Here is a 21,787-nt window from a genome sequence, read left to right as displayed (position 1 = left end):
ATGAGCCACATGACGAACACACTCCTGAGAACCCTCCTCCGCGCCGCGCTGCTGGCGGTGACCGTGAGTGCGCTGCCAGCACTGGCCGGGGCTGACACCTACTTCCTGGGCAACGGCAGCGACGGCGCATACGGCGCGGGCTTCAACTCCGTCATCAACGCCTACGCCCGGGTGACGTCGGCGGTGCCCGCCGGCGCCACCCAGATCCCGATCAATGCCGTCACGGGCTCAGGGTCCTTCGGCGGGGACGACCTGGTGCTGGTGATACAGACGACGGGCATCAGCCCCGAGCCGCCCTCGGGGAGCGCGGGGCCCATCGATCTCAGCAACAACATGGTGGGCCGCTGGGAACTGGCACGGCTGGCCTCCGGGACGTCGACGTTGCTGACCCTGAGAGAGCCGCTGCTGTACTCCTACGCGTCTCCTGGCACCCAGGTGGTCCGGGTGCCCGAGTTCACCAGCGTCTCCATCGGCCCGACCCGGAGCATCATCGCCCAGCAGTGGACCCCGCTCACGAACACTGGCGGCATCGTGGCCTTCCTGGCCACGGGCACGGTGACCAATGATGGCTCCATCAGCGCCACGAACCGCGGCTTCGGCAACCCCCAGTCCGTGGTGGACAACACCGGCGCGGTGGGCTGCACCGGCCTGGACGAGCCTGCTCCTCGCGGTGGCCAGAAGGGGAACGGGATCGCCCCGGGGCGTTTTGGAACGAACCAGACCGGGCGCGGGCGAGTGACCAACGGCGGAGCGGGCGGGGTGTGCCTCAGCTCGGGTGGCGGCGGTGGTGGCAACTATGGCGCCGGTGGTCAGGGCGGTAACAGCGACCTGCTCCTGGATGGGAGTCGGCCGGTGGGAGGAGAGGGTGGCACGGCGCTGCTCTACTCCCTGGTCAATCACATGACGCCGGGCGGTTCGGGCGGTACGGGACACGCCGCGAACAGCCTGGGGCAGCCGGGTGGCAGAGGCGGCGGCATCATCTTCTTCCGGGCGACCAATCTGACCGGTGGCGGCAGCATCGTCAGCAATGGCATCAACGCCGCGGCCGCTGGCACGACAGGCGGAAGCGGCGGTGGCGCGGGCGGCAGCATCCACATGCGGTTCGCGGGGAATGCGAACTGCGTCGCCCTCGAGGCCATGGGCGGCAATGGCAGCAGCACGAATGCCGAGGCGGGCGGGACCTTCGTTGGCCCCGGCGGTGGTGGCGGTGGTGGTCGCATCCTCATTCAGGCTTGCGGCGGCACTTGCACCCCGGTGGAGAACTCCGTCCGAGGCGGTAACGCCGGCACGCACCCGGATCCGGGCTTCCCGGACGAGGGGAATCCCTACGGCGCGGAGCCTGGCGGGCCTGGGCTCATCGAGACCATCCCGGGTTGCTACACCTCGCTGCCCATCCCCACGGTGGTGACGCCTGCTCACAACTCGAGCACCAACGACACCACGCCGATCTACAGCGGAACGCTCGATCCGTCCGCGCAGGCGGGGACCCAGGTCATCATCTATGTCGATGGCGCCGAGGTGGCGCGCGTCACCCCGGATGCCTCGGGCAACTGGTCGTTCACTCCGACCACGCCGCTGGCGTCGGGCAGCCACACCATCTATGCCGTGGCGATCAACACGGGCCTGGGTCTGCAGAGCCCTCCGAGCCCCACCAACAACTTCACGGTGGACCTCATCGCCCCTCCGGCGCCGGTGGTGCTGACTCCCGCCAACGGGGTGACGATCAGCGACAACACGCCGACCTATAGCGGCACGGCGGAGGCGGACAGCACCGTCACCATCCTCGTGGACGGAAGCGTGTTGACCACCGTCACGGCGACCGCTGGGGGGACCTGGAGCTTCACGCCCACCGTGGCGCTGCCGAACGGCCCGCACACGGTGATGGCCCGGGCGTCGGATGCCGCGGGCAACACCAGCCCGGACTCCAACACCAACACCTTCACCGTGGATGTCTCTCCCCCCTCGGCGCCGGTGGTGCTGACGCCGGCCAACGGGGTGACGATCAACGACAGCACGCCGACCTACAGCGGCACGGCGGAGGCGGGCAGCACGGTCACCATCATCGTGGACGGGAACGTGCTGACCACGGTGGTGGCCACCGGTGGCACCTGGAGCTTCACACCCACCACGGTGATTCCGGATGGGCCTCACACGGTGCTGGCGCGGGCCACGGACTCGGTGGGCAACACCGGCCCGGACTCGGCCACCAATAACTTCATCGTGGACACCACGCCGCCCCCGGCTCCGGTGGTGATTACTCCAGCCAACGGGTCGACGACCGGTGACAACACGCCGACCTACAGCGGCACGGCGGAGGTGGGCAGCACCGTCACCATCATCGTGGATGGAGCGGTGGTGACCACGGTGGTGGCGACCGATGGCACCTGGAGCTTCTCGCCCACCACGCAGTTGGCGGATGGGCTGCACATGGTGCGAGCACGTGCGGCCGATGCGCTGGGCAACACCAGCGTGGACTCCAACACCAACACGTTCTTCGTGGACACCACGCCGCCGGCCCCTCCGGTGGTGCTCACACCGGCCAACGGGACGACGACCAGTGACAACACGCCGACCTACAGCGGCACGGCGGAGGCAGGCAGCACGGTCTCCATCATCGTGGACGGAGCGGTGCTGACCACGGTGGTTGCGACCGGTGGCACCTGGAGCTTCACGCCCACTACGCCGCTGGCGGACGGTTCGCACACGGTGGTGGCGCGGGCGGCGGACACGGTGGGCAACATCAGCCCGGACTCCAACACCAACACGTTCATCGTGGATACGACGGCCCCGTCCGCACCGGTGGTGCTCACGCCGGCCAACGGGGCGACGATCAACGACAACACGCCGACCTACAGCGGCACGGCGGAGGCGGGCAGCACCGTCACCATCATTGTGGACGGCAGCGTGCTGACCACGGTGGTGGCCACCGGTGGCACCTGGAGCTTCACGCCCACCACGCCCCTGGCCGACGGGCCGCACACAGTGCTGGCGCGGGCCACGGATACGCTGGGCAACACCGGCCCGGACTCCAACACCAACACGTTCACCGTGGACACCACACCGCCTGCGGCGCCGGTGGTGCTGACGCCGGCCAACGGGGTGACGATCAGCGACAACACGCCGACCTACAGCGGCACGGCGGAGCTGGGCAGCCTCGTCACCATCTACGTGGATGGAACGGCGGTGACCACGGTGGTGGCGGCCGATGGCACCTGGAGCTTCACGCCGACCGTGGCGCTGGCCGATGGTCCCCATGCGGTCCGGGCGAGAGCGGAGGACGCGGTGGGCAACACCAGCGTGGATTCCGCGACCAACAACTTCATCGTGGACACGCTGGCCCCTGCGGCGCCGGTGGTGTTGACGCCGGCCAACGGGGTGACGATCAGCGACAACACGCCGACCTACAGCGGGACGGCGGAGGCAGGCAGCACGGTCACCCTCGTCGTGGACGGCAGCGTGCTGACCACGGTGGTGGCGACCGATGGCACCTGGAGCTTCACGCCTACCACGCCCCTGGCCGACGGGCCGCACACGGTGCTGGCGCGGGCCACGGATGCGCTGGGCAACACGGGTCCGGACTCGGCCACCAACGGCTTCACCGTGGACACCACGGCTCCGGCGGCACCGGTGGTGCTGACGCCGGCCAACGGGGTGACGATCAGCGACAACACGCCGACCTACAGCGGGACGGCGGAGGCAGGCAGCACGGTCACCCTCGTCGTGGACGGCAGCGTGCTGACCACGGTGGTGGCGACCGACGGCACCTGGAGCTTCACGCCCACCACGCCTCTGGCGGACGGCCCGCACACGGTGCTGGCACAGGCCACGGACGCGGTGGGCAACATCAGCGCGGACTCGGCCACCCACACGTTCACCGTGGACACGACGGCCCCAGCCGCGCCGGTGGTGCTCACGCCGGCCGATGGGACGACGACCAGCGACAACACGCCGACCTACAGCGGCACGGCGGAGCTGGGCAGCCTCGTCACCATCTATGTGGATGGGACGGCGGTGACCACGGTGACGGCGACCGACGGTACCTGGAGCTTCACGCCGACCGTGGCGCTGGCCGATGGCCCGCATACGGTCCGGGCCCGGGCGGCCGATGCGGTGGGCAACACCAGCCTGGACTCGGCCACCAACGGATTCACCGTGGACACGCTGGCTCCTGCGGCGCCGGTGGTGCTCACGCCGGCCAACGGGGTGACGATCAGCGACAACACGCCGACCTACAGCGGCACGGCGGAGGTGGGCAGCACGGTCACCCTCGTCGTGGACGGCAGCGTACTGACCACGGTGGTGGCGACCGACGGCACCTGGAGCTTCACGCCCACGGCGGCGCTGGCCGATGGTCCGCACACGGTGCTGGCGCGGGCCACGGATGCGCTGGGCAACACGGGTCCGGACTCGGCCACCAACGGCTTCACCGTGGACACCACGGCTCCGGCGGCACCGGCGGTGCTCACGCCGGCCGATGGGGTGACGATCAGCGACAACACGCCGACCTACAGCGGCACGGCAGAGGCGGGCAGCACGGTCACCATCGTGGTGGATGGCAACGTGTTGACCACGGTGGTGGCGACCGGTGGCACTTGGAGCTTCACGCCCACCACGCCCCTGGCGGACGGTCCGCACTCGGTCCTGGCGCGGGCGGCGGATGCGGTGGGCAACACCAGCGCGGACTCGGCCACCCACACGTTCACCGTGGACACGACGGCCCCAGCCGCACCGGTGGTGCTCACGCCGGCCGATGGGGAGACGATCGGCGACAACACGCCGACCTACAGCGGCACGGCGGAGCCGAACAGCACCGTCACCCTCATCGTGGACGGGGTGGAGGTGGGGACGACGCCGGCGAGTGCGGCGGGCACCTGGAGCTTCACGCCCACCACGGGGCTCGCGAATGGCACGCACACGGTGCGGGCGCACGCCAGGGATGCGGTGGGCAACACCGGCCCTGACTCCGCGACCAACACCTTCATCGTGGACGCGACGATTCCCGCGGCGCCGGTGGTGCTCACGCCGGCGAACGACTCACTGACCAACAACAACACGCCCGTCATCACCGGCACGTCCGAGCCCAACCTCACGGTGACGGTGTTCCTGGATGGCGCCGCGCTGGGCATCACGCAGTCGGATGCCTCGGGCAACTGGACGTTCGCGCTCGCCACCCCGCTCGCGGATGGCGCGCACGAGGTCAGCGCCGTGGCCACCAACGCCGGAGGCAACGTCAGCCCGAGCTCCAACGTCAATCGCTTCACCGTCGACACCGTGGCGCCGGCCGCGCCGGTGGTGACCCAGCCCGTCGGGGGCACGGTGACGAGCGACAACACGCCTGCGATCGCCGGCACCACCGAGCCCGGCAGCACGGTGACGTTGACCCTCAATGGCACCGAGGTGGGCCCGGTGACGGTGGACGCGGCGGGCAACTGGACGTTCACGCCCACCACGCCGCTCGCGGATGGCCCCTACACCCTCGTCGCCACCGCTACGGATGCCGCGGGTAACACCAGCGCTCCTTCCCAGAGCGTGGCCTTCATCATCGATACGGCGGCACCGGACACGACCATCGTCACGGGTCCCTCGGGTGACACCGTGGAACCGGACGCCCGGTTCGACTTCAGCTCCACCGAGGCCGAGGTGACGTACGAGTGCAGCCTCGATGGCGCCACCTTCACCGCCTGCGCGGACCCCGTCACCTTCGAGGATCTCGCCCTGGGCGAGCACACCCTCCAGGTGCGCGCCAAGGACCGGGCGGGCAACGTGGATGCGACCCCCGCCACCGCCGCCTGGAACGTCCTGCCTCCCCCCGTGGATCGAGCGATCATCGGCGGCGGTGTGGGCTGCACGACCACCGGCAGCACGCCCTCGTCCCTGGCGATGGTGGGCCTGGCGGTGCTCTCGGCGCTGCTGGCCCGGAGGCGTCGGGAGTAGTCCCGGAGCCCCTGGAACGCGCAACGCTTGCGCGCGGGCGCAAACCCCGCGCGGGCGTTGCGCTCCCAGGCCGGGGGCGTGGCCCTGGCACGAACCTTGGAGTCGGCAGGGAGCATGCTTGCTTCCCACGAAGTCCCGACTCCCTCTGAAGCGTTGATGCGTCGGTACAACGTTCCGGGGCCGCGCTACACGAGCTATCCCACCGTCCCCGAGTGGCGGCACGACCTGGGCGCGGAGGAGTTCGCCGAGCGGCTCGCGGTCGCCAGCACGGCGGGGGAGGAGACCCCGCTCTCCCTCTACGTCCACCTCCCGTTTTGCCGCAGCCTCTGCTGGTACTGCGGGTGCAACGTCGTCGTCGGCCGGGAACAGTGCGCGGCGGATCGCTACCTCGACCACCTGTCCCTGGAGCTGGAGCTGTTGGCGGAGCGGCTCGGCGAGCGGCGCGCCCTGGCGCAGGTTCACTGGGGCGGAGGGACGCCCACGTTCCTCTCGGAGGCGCAGCTCGAGCGCCTGTGGAGCGAACTCACCCGGCACTTCACCCCGCTGCCGGACGCGGAGCTCGCCATCGAGGTCCACCCCGCGGTGACGACTCCCGAGCAGCTCACGCTGCTGCGGCGGCTCGGCTTCAACCGGCTCTCCATGGGCCTGCAGGACTTCGACCCCCGGGTCCAGGAGGTGACCAACCGCCTCCAGACGCCCGAGCAGACGCGGGCCCTCCTGGAGCACGCGCGGGCGCTGGGCTTCTCCGGGGTGAACTTCGATCTCATCTACGGGCTGCCGTACCAGGAGCCCGAGGGCTGGGCGCGAACGCTGGCGCAGGTGCGGGAGATGCGGCCGGATCGGCTGGCGGTGTACTCGTTCGCGTACATGCCCCAGGTGCTCAAGCACCAGAAGCGGCTGCCGGCGCAGGCCCTACCGGATCCGCGCGAGAAGCTGGAGCTGTTCCGCGCGGCCTACGCCACCTTCCTGGAGGCGGGCTACCGGCCCATCGGCATGGACCACTTCGCGGTGCCGGAGGACGAGCTGGCACGGGCTCAGGAGCGGCGCACGCTGGGGCGCAACTTCCAGGGCTACACGGTGAAGGCCGCCACGGACGTGGTGGCGGTGGGCAGCACCGGCATCAGCGACGTGGCGGGAGCCTACTTCCAGAACGTCCGCGAGCTGCCGCGCTACGCCGCCCACATCAAGCAGGGCCGGTTCGCCACCGTGCGCGGCCTGCGCCTGTCCGAGGATGACCAACGTCGGCGCTCGGTCATCTCCCAGCTCATGTGCAACTTCTGGGTGGACCTGGGGCCGGAGGGTGCGGGCTACTTCGCGCAGGAGCTGGCGCAACTGCGCGCCTTCGAGGACGACGGGCTGCTGGTGCGCACCGGCACGCAACTGGAGCTCACGCCCCTGGGGCGGCTCTTCGTGCGCAACGTGGCCATGGTCTTCGATGCCTACCTTCACTGGAGCGCGTCACCGCATTTCTCCCGGACGGTGTAGGGGCAGGCGGGCAGGGCGCCACCTCCCCGCGCGCCCGTGCTGGAGCGGGCGCGGGGCCGTACACATCTCTAGAGGGACAGGAGGTGGGCCATGGCGATGCTTCGGCTTCTCGTGGTGCTGGGGATGGGGGCGGCCCTCCTCCTGCCGGGACGGGTGGGGGCGCTGCCGGGGCCGGGGGAGAGCGTGCCCTCCTTCACGGCGAAGGACCTGCTCGACACGCCCCACGTGAGCAGCGAGTGGAGGGGCCAGCGCACGCTGCTCGTGGTGATGACCGAGCAGCACGCCGGAGACGAGATGCGGCGCTGGTTCGACGGCGCGGCCGCCCGCCTCCCCGAGGAGGTCCACCGCGCCTCCATCATCTCCCTGAGCCTGCCCTTCTACGTGAGCACCGGCATGGCGCGCGGCCGGGCGAAGGAGCAGGTGCCCCGGCGCTTCTGGGCGGACACCTGGCTCGACAAGAACGGGAAGCTGGCGGACACCTTCGGACTGGCGACGAGCCGGCAGCCCTACGTGCTGGCCCTGGATGAGCAGGGCCGGGTGCTGGCCAGCCTGCACGGCACGGTGGACGCTCCGGGCGCCGAGGCCATCTGGAGCGCGCTGTCCGGTCCTCCAGAGGGGTAGGGCGGCGGGCGGGCGCTGGCCCGGGTGGCCGGAAAGACGCGCGGCGACGCCCGGGCGAGACTTGAGGTAGAGACGGCCCATGGCTGACAAGCGCCGCTTCGACCTCTTCGCCCGCTTCCTCGTCGAGCGCTTCCCCGCACCGCGCATCTTCGACATCGCCGGGGGCCAGGGGCGGTTGAACGAGGCGCTGACGAAGCTGGGGCGCACCGTCACCACCTTCGACTTACGCCACAAGCACCTACCCGTCCGCTTCGCGGAGAGAGCATTCACCCTGGACGAGCCGTGTGAGGCGGAGCTGCTCGTGGGCATGCACCCGGACGGCGCCACGCGAATCATCATTGAATACGCGGCGATACACCGGTTGCCGTTCGCGGTGGTTCCGTGCTGCTCCGACAACAGCATGCCCTACAATCCGTGGATGCGGCACCTCGCGGCGCTGGCGCGGGAGCGGGGCTTTACCACCGTGGAGGAGCAGGCCCTGCCCATGGAGGGCCGGGCGCGGGTCATCCTGGGTGAGTTCTCGGGAGGGTAGGCACGGTGCAAGTCATTCTGCTGAAGGTGCCCCTGCTCCTGTGCGATGAGGTGGAGCGCAGGCTGCAGGGGGAGGGCGGCCAGGAGCCCCGCTGCCAGGTGCTCCGCGCGGCCGGCCTGGAGCACCTTCCCGAGCGGCTGCCCCCGGGCCTGGTCATCCTCGGAGATGACGGAGGGGCGCTGAAGGAGATGGTGGAGCTGTGCCGACGGGTCCACGCGCGTCGCTTCTCCTGGCGCACGCACCTGACGGTGCTGACGCGCCGGAGCCCCGTCGAGCTGCAGGCGCTGGCGCGCGCGGGCGCGGATGAGTGCATCTCCCCACCCGGGGAGGACTGGGGCGTGCGGCTCATCGCCCTCAGCCGGCGGTTGCACCTGGACGGCATGGAGGCCCCGGCGCTGGTCCGGCTGGAGCAGCCGCGCGTCACCGCCCAGGAGGCGCTCTACGCGCTGCTGTCCAGCACCTCGGCGGACATCGGCCCCGAGTTCTTCCGGGCCCTGGTGGCGCACCTCGTCTCGGCGTTCCGCGTCACCGGCGCGCTGGTGGGGGCGCTCACCCCGGACAAGGAGCACCTCCAACTGCTCGCGTTCTGGACGGACGGGGGCTTCCGGGAGAGCCGCCTGTTGCCCCTGCGAGGCACGCCGCACCAGGAGGCCATCACCCATGGAAGCTGTCACATTCCCGATGCGCTGGTGGAGCGCTTCCCGGATGACGCGCTCCTCCAGGAGCAGGGCTACCGGGCCTACCTGGGCGTGGCGCTGAGGGACTCCCACCAGCAGGCCGTCGGGGTGATGGCGGTCGCGCACGGCGAGCCCTTCGAGGCGGGGATCATGGACTATGCGCTGCTCGGGGCGCTGGGGACGCGGGCGGGCGCGGAGCTGGCGCGCGGCCGGGCCCAGGCCGAGCTGGAGCACACGCGCGACTTCCTGTCGAACATCATCAACGCCGTTCCGGATCCCGTCTTCGTCAAGGATCGCGAGCACCGCTTTGTCGCCATGAACGCCGCGTTCGCCCGGTTCATGGCGCGCACCGAGGAGCAGCTGATCGGCAAGTCCGACTACGACTTCGTCCCCGAGCACGAAGCCAGCATCTTCTGGCGGAAGGACGAGGAGGTCTTTCGCTCCGGGCAGCCGAACGAGAACGAGGAGACGCTCACGGACAGCGCGGGGCGCTCGCGCACCCTCATCACGACGAAGGCGGCCTTCACGGGCGCGGGCGGCGAGCAGTTCATCGTGGCCGTCATCCGCGACGTCACCGAGTCGCGGCGGCTGGAGATGCAGCTGCGGCTGGCGGACCGGATGGCCTCGGTGGGAGCGCTGGCGGCCGGGGTGGCGCATGAGATCAACAACCCGCTGGCCTATATCTCCTCCAACCTGTCCTTCATCGCCGAGCAGCTGGCGCAGGACGAGCTCGAACACGAGGCCCGGACTGAGCTCCGACAGGCCGTCCTCGAATCGCTGGAGGGCACCCGGCGTGTCCGCGGCATCGTCCAGGACCTGAAGTTCTTCGCGCGCGCGGATGACGAGAAGCAGGGCGCGGTGGATGTCCACCGCGTCATCCACGGCGCGCTGCGCATCGTCCGCAACGAGTTCCAGCACCGCGCCCTGCTCACCCGCGCGCTCGAGCCGGTGCCCGCGGTCCATGGGAGCGAGGGGCGCCTGGGCCAGGTCGTCGTCAACCTGCTGGTGAACGCGCTGCAGGCCCTGCCTATCGATCGTCCGTCCGAGCAGAACAGCGTGCGCATCGCGACGCACCACAAGGGCGCCTGGGTCCACATCGAGGTGGAGGACAACGGGCAGGGGATGAGCTCCGAGGTCCAGAAGCGCATCTTCGATCCCTTCTTCACCACCAAGCCGATCGGGAAGGGCACGGGCCTGGGGCTGTCGATCTCCAACACCCTCATCCAGGTCATGGGGGGCTGGATCGAGGTCCAGAGCACCCAGGGCAAGGGGAGCACCTTCCGGCTGGTGCTGCCGGTCTACCAGGAGAAGGCCGCGGCCCCGGAGCCCGCCCCGACGCCCGTGGCGCCGCCCACGCAGGAGCCGCGTCGGCGCGTGCTCCTCATCGACGATGAGCCGGCGGTGGGGGCCTCGGTGCGCCGGCTCCTGCGCGGGGTACACGAGGTCCACACCCTCCAGGACGCGCGCGAGGCGCTCGGGCTCATCGCCCGGGGAGAGCGCTATGACGCCATCCTGTGTGACGTGATGATGCAGGGCATGAGCGGGGTGCAGTTCGTCCAGGAACTGGAGCGGGTGGCGCCGGAGATGGCGCGGCGTACGGGGCTGATGTCCGGCGGCGTATTCGATGCGCAGGCTCGCAGCTTCATCGAGGCGCGCGCGCTCGACTTCCTGCACAAGCCCTTCGAGCGTGAGAGCCTGCGGGCGTTCCTGGAGCGGCTGTACCGCTGAAGGCGGGAGAGCGAGACGACCCATGGCGCCGCAGACACTCACAGTCCCCCGGGAGGCCGCTGGAGAGCGGCTCGACAAACACCTCTCCAAGAGCGTGCCGGGCCTCTCGCTGGAGCGTGCGCGCGCGCTGATCGCCCAGGGGCACGTGCGCATCCGCGGCAAGAAGTGCCAGCCGACGCGCAAGCTCTGGGGCGGCGAGGAGATCGAACTGGAGCGCCCGCCGCCGCGAGCCGCCGCGAGCCCCCGGGTGGAGGGGCCCGCCCTGCCGGTGCTCCACGACGATGCGTCGATGCTCATCGTGAACAAGCCGGCGGGGCTGGTGGTGGAGCCGGGGGGGGCCGAGGCCTCGGTGGTGGAGTTACTGGCGGCGCAGCGGCCTCCCTTCGACGTGGAGGGGGTGGCCCGGCCCGGGGTGGTGCATCGGCTGGATCGGGAGACGAGCGGCTGTCTGGCGCTGGCGCGCACGGACGCGGCGGTAGCGGCGCTGGACCGGGCCTTCCAGGAGAAGCGTGTGGACAAGCGCTACTGGACGCTCGTGCTGGGAGAGGCGCCCGAGCAGGGGCGGCTGGAGGGCCCCTACGGCAGGGACCCCAAGGATCCGCGGAAGTTCACCACCCGGGTGCGCTCGGCGCGGCGCGCGGCGCTCTCCTTCGAGGTGCGCGAGCGGCTGGCGGGCGCGACGCTGCTGGAGGTGAAGCTGGAGACGGGGCGCACGCACCAGATTCGCGTGCAGCTCTCGGAGGCGGGCCACCCGGTGCTCGGGGATGCCATCTATGGCCCCGTGGAGGCGCGCATGCACCCGGCGGCGCAAGCGCTGGGGCGGCATGCGTTGCATGCGCTGCGCCTCTCGCTGCCGAGCCCCTTGACGGGAGAGCCCGTGCGGGTCGAGGCCCCGCTGCCCGAGGACTTCCAACGGGCCCTGGCGCTGCTGCGGTAGCGCGCGCGGGCTACTCCGGAGGGTAGTAGGAGCGGCTCTGGAGTGAGGCGGGCTCCCGTGCCTCCACCTCGTGGGAAGAGGCGAGGCGGGGCCGGTCCACGCGCAACACGGACTGCTCGGTGGGACTGGGGTTGTCGTATTGGTGCGCGGCGCCTTGGGGCCAGTGGAAGGACTGGCCGCGCGCGACGGGCTGCCCCTGCAAGAGCAGTCCTGGGCCGAGCACCAGCTCGCTCTCCTCCAGCTTCTGGTGTGCGTGCGCGGGCAGGGTGCCGCCCGGCTTGATGCGCAGGCGGTAGATGCCATAGCCGTGGCCCTCGTGGATGACGTCCACGTGGCCGAAGGGCGTGTCCTCGCCGGCGTAGTGCATCTCCTCCGCGGCGCGGTGGACCTGGAGGGAGGGAATGGCCCGCGCGGAGAGCGCCTCGGGCTTGGTGATGCGAACGGTGGCGGCGCGGACGGAGGCACGGTGGGAGTCCTCGGTGGGCGGCGCCAGCACGTAGCGGCACAGCGCCTCGGCGGCGGACTCCAGCAGCTCGAAGCGGCAGGCCTCCATGAGGAAGCGCAGCTCACCCTCCAGCCGCCCATAGTGGACGGTGCGCCCCAGCCGGCCGCCCAGCGCCGCCTCGCGGGTGTCCAGGAACAGGGCTACATCCAGCCGCAGCGGCTGAGGGGCCACGCGCTCACGGTGGTAGATGCCGATGATGCAGTCCACCGTGAGGCCCTGCAGCTCGATGATGTCCAGCGGTCGGCCGCGCGCGTCCGTCACCGCTGGCAGGTTCAGAGTGTTCCCCATGCGAGGCCATGACTAGCAAGGCGCCACGCAAAAGGCACTGCCTAGACGGTCGCGATGGGAATGAACGGCGAGGTGGGCGAAGCGCCGGGGGCACGCGCTACATTGCACGCCCATGAATGTCGAGCACGCTCCGCACGCAGGCCCCCGTTGGCTGTACCTCCATGGCTTCGCCTCGGGCCCGGAGTCCGCCAAGGGCGTGGCGCTCGCGGAGCACTACGCGCGCCAGGGCATCCACCTGGAGCGGCTCAACCTGCGGCAGCCGTCGCTGGAGCACCTGCGCCTGAGCGCGATGATGCGCACGGTGCGGGAGGCCATCGGCGGTGAGAGGGAGCGGGCGATCCTCTTCGGGTCGAGCCTGGGCGGGCTGACGGCCTGTCGGGTGGCGGAGGAGGACGCGCGGGTGTGCGCGCTGGTGCTCCTGGCCCCGGCGCTGCGGGGAATGGAGCAGATGCGCCGCAGCGTGGGGGTGGAGGGGATGCGCCGCTGGGAGGAGACGGGCTGGGTGGCGATCCACGACCACGCCGAGAAGCGGATGGGCCGGGTGGACTTCGGCTTCGCGAGGGAGCTCGAGGTCATCGACGGGCGCTCCGGAGGCTGGCCCGACGTGCGAGTGCCCACGCTCATCATCCACGGGCGCCAGGACGACACCACGGACATCCACGCCTCGCGGCAGTGGGCACAGGGCAAGCGCCATGTGCGGCTGATCGAGGTGGACGACGGGCACGAGCTGCGCGATTCGCTGGGGCTCATCGCCGCCGAGGCGGACGACTTCCTGCGGGCCTTCCGAGGGCCGCCGGGCGTGTGATTACAGCTTGGGCGACAGCGGGTCGACCTCGGCGAGCAGCTTGGTCATGCGGGCCTCGTCGATGCGGGCGGTGATGCGCTGCTGCTCGTGGACGTCGCGCAGCGTCTTGGCGAGGCTGAAGGTGGAGCCCACGGTGAAGAGCATGCCCATGCCGAGGAAGGCCTTCATCCAGCCATCCACGGGCAGGTGGTAGACGCCCATCGCCGTCACGCCGAGGGCAAGGACGAACGAGAGCCAGGTCTGGATCACCCATGCGTGGCTGTGGACGGGCTGAACAGCGGCGGTAGGGGACGTGCGGGACATGGACATGGGCTCTCTCCGGGTTCGCTTGCGTTGACGAGGAACAGAATGCCCATTTCCATCGCCAACTGCATGGAACTAATCCATCCCGTTTCGATAACCTGGAGTGAATGATTCAGCTCCAGCGACTCGAGGGCTTCTATTGGGTGGCGCGGTGCGAGGGGTACGCACGCGCCGCGCGCTCGTTCCCGTACCCCATCACCCAGCCCGGGGTTCACCAGCAGGTGAAGCGCCTGGAGGCGGAGCTGGGGGTGCGCCTCTTCGAGCGGGTGGGCAAGGATCGGGTCCTCCTCACCCCCGAGGGGCGGACGCTCTACGCCTACGTGGCGCCCTTCCTGGAGGGGCTGCCCGCGGTCGCCCGCTCGCTGCGCTCGAACGAGGTGGGCGGCCGGCTGCGGATCCACGCCTCGGGGCACATGCTGCGCTATCTCCTGCCGCCGTGGCTGCGGCGGCTGCAGCGCCAGCGCGCCGACATCGAGGTGGAACTCTTCGAGGCGAAGGTCCCCGCGGTGGCGCTCGTGCGCTCGGGCGAGGCGGACCTGCTGGTGGACCACCTGCCGGAGATCCCCTCGGACCTGGAAGCGCGGCAGGTGGGCAGCACGCGCGCCTTCCTCGTCTTCCCCTCGAACCACCCGCTTGCCCGGAAGGGCCTCTCGAGCCCTCGGCAGCTCGGCGACGAGCCCTTCATCGCCTACAGCGCGGACCTCCAACTGCGAGAGCTGCAGCTCTCCGCGCTCGCGCACCATGGGGTGACGCCGCGCAGGCTCCATGCGGCCGACTCCTCGGAGACCATCCTGGGCTTCGTGGCCGCGGGGCTGGGCTACTCGCTGCTCGCCTCGCTGCTGCCCAAGGGGCCTCGGGTTCCGGGAGTGGTCGCCCAGCCGCTCACCCAGCCCGCGCGGGAGTTCCCCATCTACGCGGCATGGCGCAAGAGTGCGCATGCCAACCCATTGTTGGCGGTCCTGCTCGGCCTGTCTCCACAACCGTGAGTGAAGGAACAATTGACTGGCCGGGTCGGGTGAAGTCCACGCCTCGCGAGGCATCATCGCGTATGCGATGACTCCTGTTCTCGAGGTGGATCCGGTAGGTCCCTCTGCTCCTTCGCCACTGGAGCCGCGCGGCTCGTCTCGGGGTCTTCGCATCTGGTTCCTGGAGCACCTGGATCTGCTCCTCTCGGAGCGTCAGCGCGGGGCCGTTGCCTCGGAGCTCATCCGCTATCGGGTGCTGGCGGGCTCCGCGGCCTTCCTGCTCCTGTTCGATCTGCTCGTCCTCGTGTTGTTGCCGGGCCCGCTCACCCGGTTCGTCCTGGTCCTTCTGGCCCTGGGCTATCTGGGTACGCTGCTGCTGGTGCGCCGAGCCTCCTCGCCCACCGGGCCGGCCATGCTCCTGTGTGGTTGCGTCTTCCTGGCGCTGGTGGTGGTCACCCTGACGTTGAAGGGCCTCCAATTCATGGGCATGTACAGCGCGCACACGCTGCTGCCCGTTCTCGCGGTGTATTTGATGGGGCCGCGCCTGGGGCTGCTCTTCACCTTGGTCCTCATCGGGACGCAGTCGGTCTTCCATCCCCTGTACCAGGTCAGCCAGCACCTGGAGCTCACTCCTTACTTCTGGCCGCTGTACGCCATCAGTGGCATCTGCATCTTCGCGGCTTGGGGGCTGAGCTCGCTGCACGAGGCTTCTCGGGATGCGGCCCAGGCCTTGCTCGAGCGCACGTTGAAGATCCTGAGCGAGAGCGAGAGCAGGCTTCAGAGCCTCATCGAGAGCACCGATGATCAGGTCTGCTCGCTCGATCGGGAGGGCCACGTCCTCACCGCGAACATGGCGATGCGTCAGGCGCACCTCCAGCGCACCGGCTCCGAGCTCATGCTGGGGCAGTCGCTCTTCTCGCCGATGCCGCCTCGGCTCAAGGAGCTATGGGAGGCACACTTTGCCCCGGTGCTCGTCGGCCAGCGCTCGCGCTTCGAGGAGACGGAGGAGCGGGCAGGTGTGCGCGCCACGCTGGATATCTGTGTCAATCCCATCCAGGGGGAGGGAGGCCGCGTCACGGGCATGACGATCTTCGCGCGTGACATCACCCCGCGAAAGGAGGCCGAGGCCCGGCTGGGAGAGATGCACCGCACCCTGGTGGACGTCTCCCGCCAGGCGGGCATGGCGGAGGTGGCCACGGGCGTGCTCCACAACGTGGGCAACACGCTCAACAGCATCAACGTCTCGGCCAACCTCGTCCTCGACAAGCTGCACAAGTCTCGTGTCCCGGGTCTGGCCAGGAGCGTGGAGTTGCTGCGAGAGCATGCCTCCGAGCTGGGCACCTTCCTGACGATCGATCCCCAGGGGCAGAAGTTGCCGGTCTACCTCACGGCCCTGTCCGAGCAGCTCCATAAGGAGCGCGAGGAGCTGCTTCAAGAGATGCGCACGCTGGGCAAGAGCATCGAGCACATCAAGTCGATCATCAGCATGCAGCAGAGACACGCGCGCGGCACGGGGGCCGCGGAGCCCACCCGGGTGCCCCAGCTCATCGACGAGGCGCTGCGCCTGCACTCCGTGTCCCTGGAGCGGATGGGGATTCGCATCGAGCGAGACTATGCGGACGTGCCGCCCATCGTCGTGGACCGGCACAAGCTGCTGCAGATCCTCGTCAACCTGCTGAGCAACGCCCAGCATGCACTGCTGGAGAGCGGCAGACAGGACAAGTGCCTGGGCATCCATGTCCGGACGAAGGAGGGCGGAACCCGCTTCCTGCTGGAGGTCTCCGACAACGGCGTGGGCATTGCGCCGGAGAACCTGGCGCGGATGTTCACCCAGGGCTTCACGACGAAGAAGACCGGGCATGGCTTTGGCCTGCACATCAGCGCGCTGGCCGCCAAGGAGATGGGAGGGCAGCTCACCTGCGCCAGCCCGGGTCTCCAGCAGGGCACCACTTTCACGCTGGAGCTGCCGACGGCGGCGCCGACGCCACCCACGTGACGACTTCCTCGGCGCAGCCCCAGGACAGGGTGACGCCCGCGCCACCGTGGCCATAGTTGTGGACAACGCGGCGGCCCGCCACGCGCTCCAGCTCGAGGCGCACGGTAGGGCGGCCGGGCCTCAGGCCCACGCGGTGTTCCAGCACCTGCATGTGGACCTCCGGGGGTACCAGCCGCCTGCATCGGGCGAGGATGGCCGCGGCGTTGGCGGGCTCTGGCACGAGCGAGGTGTTTCCCTCCACGGCCGTCCCGCCCAGGATGCAGTCAGCGGAGCGGGGGATGACATAGGCGATGACGCCGTGCTCCTCCGTGTCGTCGAAGAGGAAGCGCCGCACGGGAGGAGGTGCCACGCGCAGCACCTCGCCTCGAATGGGGTAGAGGGAGTCATCCCCCACGAGGGAACGCGCTCCCAGTCCGGTGCAGTTGACCACCACCTCGGCCTCGCGCCACGCCTCTTCCAGGGAATGGACCTCGCGCTGGAGGATTCGGCCGCCCAGCTCCCGGAAGCGGCCCATGAGGAACGGCAGGTAGCGGGGCATCTCGATGATGGGCGCCTCGAAGGAGTAGCCGTGGGAGTAGCCCGGAGGCAGCTCCTCGGCAGTGGCCCGGCGGTAGGTGGGGACACACGAGGCCCACCAGGGCTCGGGAGGCTCCTGGGTGAACAGCTCGACGCCGCGAACCACTTGGATGCCGGCCTCGGGGCGCTCGGCCAGCGCGCACAGCACCTCCAGGGTGCGCCCCGCCCAGGTCGTCACGCGATCCTGGGGCCAGGCCTTGTAGGGGGACCAGACGGCGGCGGCCACGTCGGAGGTGGTGTTGGGGGGCAACTCACGCGCCCAGATCTCCACGGTGTGCCCGGCCTCGAGCAGCCGGATGCCGCAGGAGAGTCCCGAGACGCCACAACCCAGAACGACGATGTGCATGGCGGGCATGAGTAGACGATCAGGAAGTCCCCGTCGACCGCGCTGAATACTCGTCAGTGATGAGCCCCCACCGTGAGATGCTCGCGCCGAATTCGGCGAACGTAACTGGTGGATCGAATGAAAGACGCGGGTCGTGCTCTCCTTTTCTGTCTGTTGGTGACTGCGGGGCTCACGGCGGGGTGTTCCTCAAGTGCGCATTCCACCGCAAGCCAACCCATCTATCTGGCTCAAATCTCCTGCTGGGACACGGAGAGTTGCTGCATCGTGCGGGATCCTCTGACCGCGGCCAACCGCTGTCTGGTCAGCCCCGCGAGGATTGCCGAAGTCCTCAATGGCTTGAAGACAGTCTATGGGACGATGCCAGCCGAGACAGCGACGCTCAAGGATGAGGCCCAATCGACAGAGGACGCCGAGTTCGCCGAAGCTGCCGAAGCCGAAGGAGAAGCCGCGCCTGAGCCCCCCGACTGCACAGGTCAGAACCATCACGTCATCTCCCGGCCTATCGCCAAGGCGCTAATGGACCACAAGATCCTCAGTGGGCTGTACGAGCCGAGGGATGAGCGTTACGTAGCCAAGGCGAAGGATAAGGAGTCACACTGCGGCTATCAAAAATGGCACCGTGACGTGGACCTGGAGGTCATCAGGTGGATCAGACGCTTCGATGATGCAACGCAGAAGGAGTTCGAGGCGTTCCTACGCGCACTCTACAACCGTAAGGATATGCTCAAGAGGTTCCCCAATGGCTTCGGACCTGCCACCTGACCCGCGATTCTTCATCCTCGAAGATGATGTGTGGGGACCCTATGACACAAAGTTCAGCAAGCTCGAACCCGCGAGTCGAGGAGACCCGCCCCCATGCCCGAAGTGCGGCAAGACCATCGGTATGTTGATGTGGCTGCCACCGTACCGTGCCGAGTTGGAACTGCATGGCCAGGGTCTCGGCGACTTCGTGGGGGGCCCCGGCAATGAGGTCCTCATCTCAGAACGTATGAAGGAGGCTTTTCAGGCGGAGGGGCTCGTTGGGCTGCTCGGCTTTCATCCCGTGGAAGTGGTACGTGTTCGGAGGAAGGGCAGGGGTCCCAAGGTTGATACAATGCCTTGTTATTTCGTCGCCACCGCCCGTTTCGGTCACGGGGCTGTCGATGAGGCCCGCAGTCGCTTGCAGCGCAATAAACCCGTGACCTGTTCTGAGTGCCGCAATACCGGGGTAGATGCCATCCACGGCTTTACTCTGGAGTCGGGCACTTGGCGGGGCGAGGACGTGTTTCGTCCCCGTGGCCTTCAGGGTGACATTGTCGTCTCTGAGCGCTTCGCCGAGTTCATCAAGCGCCACGGCTTCACGAATATGAAACTCATCCCTACTGAGGAGTACGTCTGGGACCCGCTGCAGAAGAAGAATCCGAATGGGCTGAGCGACCCATGAGGTGCTCACTCAACTTTTCTTCATGCTCGCGACAGTGGCTCCCCGAGTAGCGTTTGCGCTTTACGCACGAGGATCGCCATGACTTCCGCCAAAGCCGCCCTCCAGGGCGTCATCGGCCGCCTGCTCTTCCGTGACGCCACGGTCACCCGCGTTGAGGACCTTGGCCCCCATTTCCGAAGGCTGGTGCTTTCGGGTCCCGCCTTGCGTGGAGTGACCTGGACGCCAGGCGACAAGCTCCAAATCTTCCTGCCGGGCATCGGTACGAGGGCCTACACGCCCCTGCGCTGGGATGCGGGCACGGGTGAGACCGAGCTGCTCGCGTATCTGCACGGAGAAGGGCCGGGCTCGCAGTGGGCGAGGACGGTCAAGCCTGGGGCGGCGATCCAGGTCTTCGGACCGCGAGGCTCGCTCGTTGTCGGCGGTACTCCGCCGGCGGTGGTCATCGGCGACGAGACGAGCCTGGCGCTGGCGAGGGCCAATGGCGCGCCCGAGCGGACGGTGCTCGAGGTCACCGACACGGGAGAGACGCGAGCGGCCCTCGACGCGCTGGGTCTCAGCGGCGCGACGCTAGTCGCCCGCCAGTCGAACGAAGCTCACCGCGAGGTGCTGGTCGAAGCGGTAGCCAACGCGCTGCAGGCGCACCCGGGGGCTCCACTCGTCCTCTCGGGACGCGCGGCAGCCATCCAGGGCGTGCGCCAGGGGCTCAAGGCCCGAGGGATTGGCCTGGCGAGTGTCAAAGCCAAGGCGTACTGGGCACCGGGCAAGGTCGGGTTGGACTGAACAGATGCGGAGCAGGGGTGATCTCGCCAGCGACGAGCGATATAAGGCGCGGCCATGGCGAAAGTGACGGGAATCGGCGGGGTGTTCTTCAAGTCGAAGAGCGATCACAAGGCGCTCTCCGCTTGGTATCAGCGCCACTTGGGGATCGCGCTCGAGCCGTGGGGCGGCGCGATCATCCGGTGGCCCGAGGACAAGGCCGAGGACAAGGGGCTCACCGTCTGGAACGTGGCGGAGAAGGACAGCCGCTGGTTCAGCCCGAGCGAGTCGAGCTTCATGATCAACTACCGGGTGGATGATCTCGACGCGCTGATCCGGCAGTTGAAAGAAGGTGGCGTGGAGATCCTCAAGGGACCGGAGTCGCACGAGAACGGCAAGTTCGCCTGGCTCATGGATCCCGACGGCAACAAGGTGGAGCTCTGGGAGCCGATGCTCTGGGATGAGAAGAACAAGCAGCCTTAGCTCCCGGGCTCACTCACCGCCCGGGTCGTGATCCGCGGGCCGGGCGTGTCGTCGGCCGGTATCACGAGAGAGACCCGGAGCCCCGAGAGGCTCCGAGCCCTCAGGGTGCTCAGGGAATCACAGCCTGCGGCACCCGGTGGAGGAGGATGCGGTTGAGGTAGCCGACCTCATCGTTCTGGAAGAGCGAGGAGCCGACCAGATAGCCCTCGGCCACCAGGATGTTCGAGACGCGGTCGTCCGTCGCCGGGCGCAGGTTGTACACCTTGCCGAAGTACTTGGTGTGCTCGGCCTTCACAATGGCGTCACGCGAGCCATCCACCTTGATGAGCTCGTCGCCGACCTTGAGCGTCTGAGCGGTGACCAGACGGCCCTCGCCGTTGATCATCGGGTGCTCGGTGGTCACGCTCAGCTTGCCACCGGAGGCCATCTCCAGCAGCACGATGGGGTGCTCGGTGTCCCGGAACTCCGCCGTATAGCTGTGGGTCTTGTTGGTCTTCAGCGCGATGTTGTCCAGGCTGGAGTCCGGCGTCAGGGTGACGACGTCCTCCTTCATCTGGGTGACGGCCTCGGCGATGGCCACATCCCCCTCAGGGAAGCGGATGCGCTGCTCGGGCGTGTAGCAGGACGCCTCGCAGTAGGCGTTGACGAAGAAGTTATAGCCCGTCGCCAGCACCGTGCCGGCCTGGTTGAGGTAGAGGTTGCAGTTGAGCGCGCTGCCATCGACGAGCTGGCTGGGGTGCGGCCACAGCTGCTTGTTGGTGGTGCTGTCGATGTCGTCCTCGCTACCGAAGGTGGGGTAGAGCGGACGGGCCTTCTTGCGCGCTAGCGGGCGCTCCCAGCGGTAGTACCCGTTGCCATCCATGAACTGCGAGGTCGGGCCGTACAGGAAAAGCTTGTTGATGAACGAGGAGTTGATCTCGTACGCATCATCTTCGCCCGTGTAGGTGTTCTGGCCGAAGAAGTTGTAGTTGATGTCATCCTCTTGGTACTCCAGCAGGGTCCCACCGTTCGCGGCCGGCGCGTAGGTGTCGAAGGGGGCTGCGGCCCCGACGTTGACGAGCAGGCCACAGCGGCGAGCCCAGTTCAGGCGCTTCTCTGCCTGCGCTGGATCCAGGCTATCCGCGTTGCAGCGCTGCAGCTTGATAGGCTGAGCTTCCGCAAGCCCTGGGAGCAGGAAAGCGGCTGCGGCCAACGCGACGCCAGCTCCGAACAATCCCTTCATTTCAGACTCCTTGCCGGTGGGTGAGCAGGAGATCCCAGGTCTTTCGCGGAATCTCATGGAGAACTGAATAAGCGGATTTTTCAAGGAATACAAGATCAATCGCAGAGAAATGAATGAGAGCCAGTAGCGCATTCCTCCAATGAGAAAAGCCGGGCACGGCACATAGGCCGAGCCCGGCTTTCAGGGACTGAGAGACCATGCGGCC

At 68.7% G+C, this 21,787-nt stretch carries 18 protein-coding genes; 13 read left to right on the top strand and 5 right to left on the bottom strand.

The window, feature by feature from the left end; translation table 11 throughout:
• Nucleotides 1–9: 9 nt before the first annotated feature.
• The 6 genes from agmC to SYV04_RS20595 all read left to right on the top strand — a co-directional run bounded on the left by agmC (nucleotide 10) and on the right by SYV04_RS20595 (nucleotide 11,914).
• Entirely contained in the window at nucleotides 10–5,934 is a 5,925-nt protein-coding gene (gene agmC, locus SYV04_RS20620; protein WP_321547568.1) for an adventurous gliding motility protein AgmC, read from the top strand.
• Nucleotides 5,935–6,090: 156 nt separating this feature from the next.
• Nucleotides 6,091–7,419, top strand: a complete 1,329-nt coding sequence (gene hemN, locus SYV04_RS20615; RefSeq protein WP_321547567.1) for an oxygen-independent coproporphyrinogen III oxidase — start codon at nucleotides 6,091–6,093, stop codon at nucleotides 7,417–7,419.
• Between the two features lie 90 nt (nucleotides 7,420–7,509).
• Complete coding sequence (locus SYV04_RS20610; protein ID WP_321547566.1) at nucleotides 7,510–8,040, top strand: hypothetical protein; 531 nt, start codon at nucleotides 7,510–7,512, stop codon at nucleotides 8,038–8,040.
• Nucleotides 8,041–8,119: 79 nt separating this feature from the next.
• Entirely contained in the window at nucleotides 8,120–8,572 is a 453-nt protein-coding gene (locus SYV04_RS20605; protein ID WP_321547565.1) for a hypothetical protein, read from the top strand.
• 5 nt (nucleotides 8,573–8,577) lie between these two features.
• The gene (locus SYV04_RS20600; RefSeq protein ID WP_321547564.1) at nucleotides 8,578–10,977 is read left to right on the top strand and encodes a hybrid sensor histidine kinase/response regulator; all 2,400 of its coding nucleotides are present in this window, start codon (nucleotides 8,578–8,580) and stop codon (nucleotides 10,975–10,977) included.
• Between the two features lie 22 nt (nucleotides 10,978–10,999).
• Complete coding sequence (locus SYV04_RS20595; protein WP_321547563.1) at nucleotides 11,000–11,914, top strand: RluA family pseudouridine synthase; 915 nt, start codon at nucleotides 11,000–11,002, stop codon at nucleotides 11,912–11,914.
• Nucleotides 11,915–11,924: 10 nt separating this feature from the next.
• On the opposite strand, the gene SYV04_RS20590 is transcribed toward SYV04_RS20595, so the two are convergent.
• The gene (locus tag SYV04_RS20590; RefSeq protein WP_321547562.1) at nucleotides 11,925–12,707 is read right to left on the bottom strand and encodes a dihydroneopterin aldolase; all 783 of its coding nucleotides are present in this window, start codon (nucleotides 12,705–12,707) and stop codon (nucleotides 11,925–11,927) included.
• Nucleotides 12,708–12,819: 112 nt separating this feature from the next.
• Here SYV04_RS20590 and SYV04_RS20585 point away from each other — a divergent pair, with 112 nt between their 5' ends.
• Complete coding sequence (locus SYV04_RS20585; RefSeq protein ID WP_321547561.1) at nucleotides 12,820–13,512, top strand: YqiA/YcfP family alpha/beta fold hydrolase; 693 nt, start codon at nucleotides 12,820–12,822, stop codon at nucleotides 13,510–13,512.
• On the opposite strand, the gene SYV04_RS20580 is transcribed toward SYV04_RS20585, so the two are convergent.
• A complete protein-coding gene (locus SYV04_RS20580; protein WP_321547560.1) occupies nucleotides 13,513–13,821 on the bottom strand; it encodes a YiaA/YiaB family inner membrane protein in 309 nt (102 codons plus the stop codon). It lies immediately after the preceding gene.
• Between the two features lie 101 nt (nucleotides 13,822–13,922).
• Between SYV04_RS20580 and SYV04_RS20575 the strand changes: the two genes are divergently transcribed.
• Nucleotides 13,923–14,801 carry a LysR family transcriptional regulator gene (locus tag SYV04_RS20575; RefSeq protein WP_321547559.1) on the top strand — a complete coding sequence of 293 codons (879 nt, stop codon included), beginning with the start codon at nucleotides 13,923–13,925 and terminating at the stop codon, nucleotides 14,799–14,801.
• A gap of 67 nt (nucleotides 14,802–14,868) precedes the next feature.
• A complete protein-coding gene (locus tag SYV04_RS20570; RefSeq protein ID WP_321547558.1) occupies nucleotides 14,869–16,776 on the top strand; it encodes a sensor histidine kinase in 1,908 nt (635 codons plus the stop codon).
• Here the strand turns inward: SYV04_RS20570 and SYV04_RS20565 are convergent.
• Nucleotides 16,733–17,707: an FAD-dependent oxidoreductase gene (locus tag SYV04_RS20565; protein WP_321547557.1), complete on the bottom strand. Its 975-nt coding sequence runs from the start codon at nucleotides 17,705–17,707 to the stop codon at nucleotides 16,733–16,735. The genes SYV04_RS20570 and SYV04_RS20565 overlap by 44 nt on opposite strands.
• 255 nt (nucleotides 17,708–17,962) lie before the next feature.
• On the opposite strand from SYV04_RS20565, the gene SYV04_RS20560 reads away from it, so the two are divergent.
• The 4 genes from SYV04_RS20560 (at nucleotide 17,963) to SYV04_RS20545 (ending at nucleotide 20,360) form a co-directional block, all read left to right on the top strand.
• Entirely contained in the window at nucleotides 17,963–18,460 is a 498-nt protein-coding gene (locus SYV04_RS20560; protein ID WP_321547556.1) for a Wall-associated protein precursor, read from the top strand.
• Complete coding sequence (locus SYV04_RS20555; protein ID WP_321547555.1) at nucleotides 18,438–19,121, top strand: imm11 family protein; 684 nt, start codon at nucleotides 18,438–18,440, stop codon at nucleotides 19,119–19,121. The genes SYV04_RS20560 and SYV04_RS20555 overlap by 23 nt, the downstream gene beginning before the upstream one ends.
• A gap of 78 nt (nucleotides 19,122–19,199) precedes the next feature.
• Nucleotides 19,200–19,901 carry a siderophore-interacting protein gene (locus SYV04_RS20550; protein ID WP_321547554.1) on the top strand — a complete coding sequence of 234 codons (702 nt, stop codon included), beginning with the start codon at nucleotides 19,200–19,202 and terminating at the stop codon, nucleotides 19,899–19,901.
• Between the two features lie 54 nt (nucleotides 19,902–19,955).
• Nucleotides 19,956–20,360 (top strand): VOC family protein, encoded by a 405-nt coding sequence (locus SYV04_RS20545; RefSeq protein WP_321547553.1) that lies wholly within the window; start codon nucleotides 19,956–19,958, stop codon nucleotides 20,358–20,360.
• A gap of 109 nt (nucleotides 20,361–20,469) precedes the next feature.
• Here the strand turns inward: SYV04_RS20545 and SYV04_RS20540 are convergent, their stop codons facing one another.
• Both SYV04_RS20540 and SYV04_RS20535 read right to left on the bottom strand, forming a co-directional pair.
• Nucleotides 20,470–21,582 carry a Hint domain-containing protein gene (locus SYV04_RS20540; RefSeq protein ID WP_321547552.1) on the bottom strand — a complete coding sequence of 371 codons (1,113 nt, stop codon included), beginning with the start codon at nucleotides 21,580–21,582 and terminating at the stop codon, nucleotides 20,470–20,472.
• 1 nt (nucleotide 21,583) lies between these two features.
• On the bottom strand, nucleotides 21,584–21,787 hold a 204-nt coding region (locus SYV04_RS20535; RefSeq protein WP_321547551.1), incomplete at its 5' end, for a hypothetical protein.

It is taken from the genome of Hyalangium ruber, assembly GCF_034259325.1.
Taxonomy (GTDB): Bacteria; Myxococcota; Myxococcia; order Myxococcales; family Myxococcaceae; genus Hyalangium_A; species Hyalangium_A rubrum.
The sequence above is the reverse complement of the archived record's forward strand: the minus strand, read 5'-3'. Positions and strand labels throughout refer to the sequence as shown.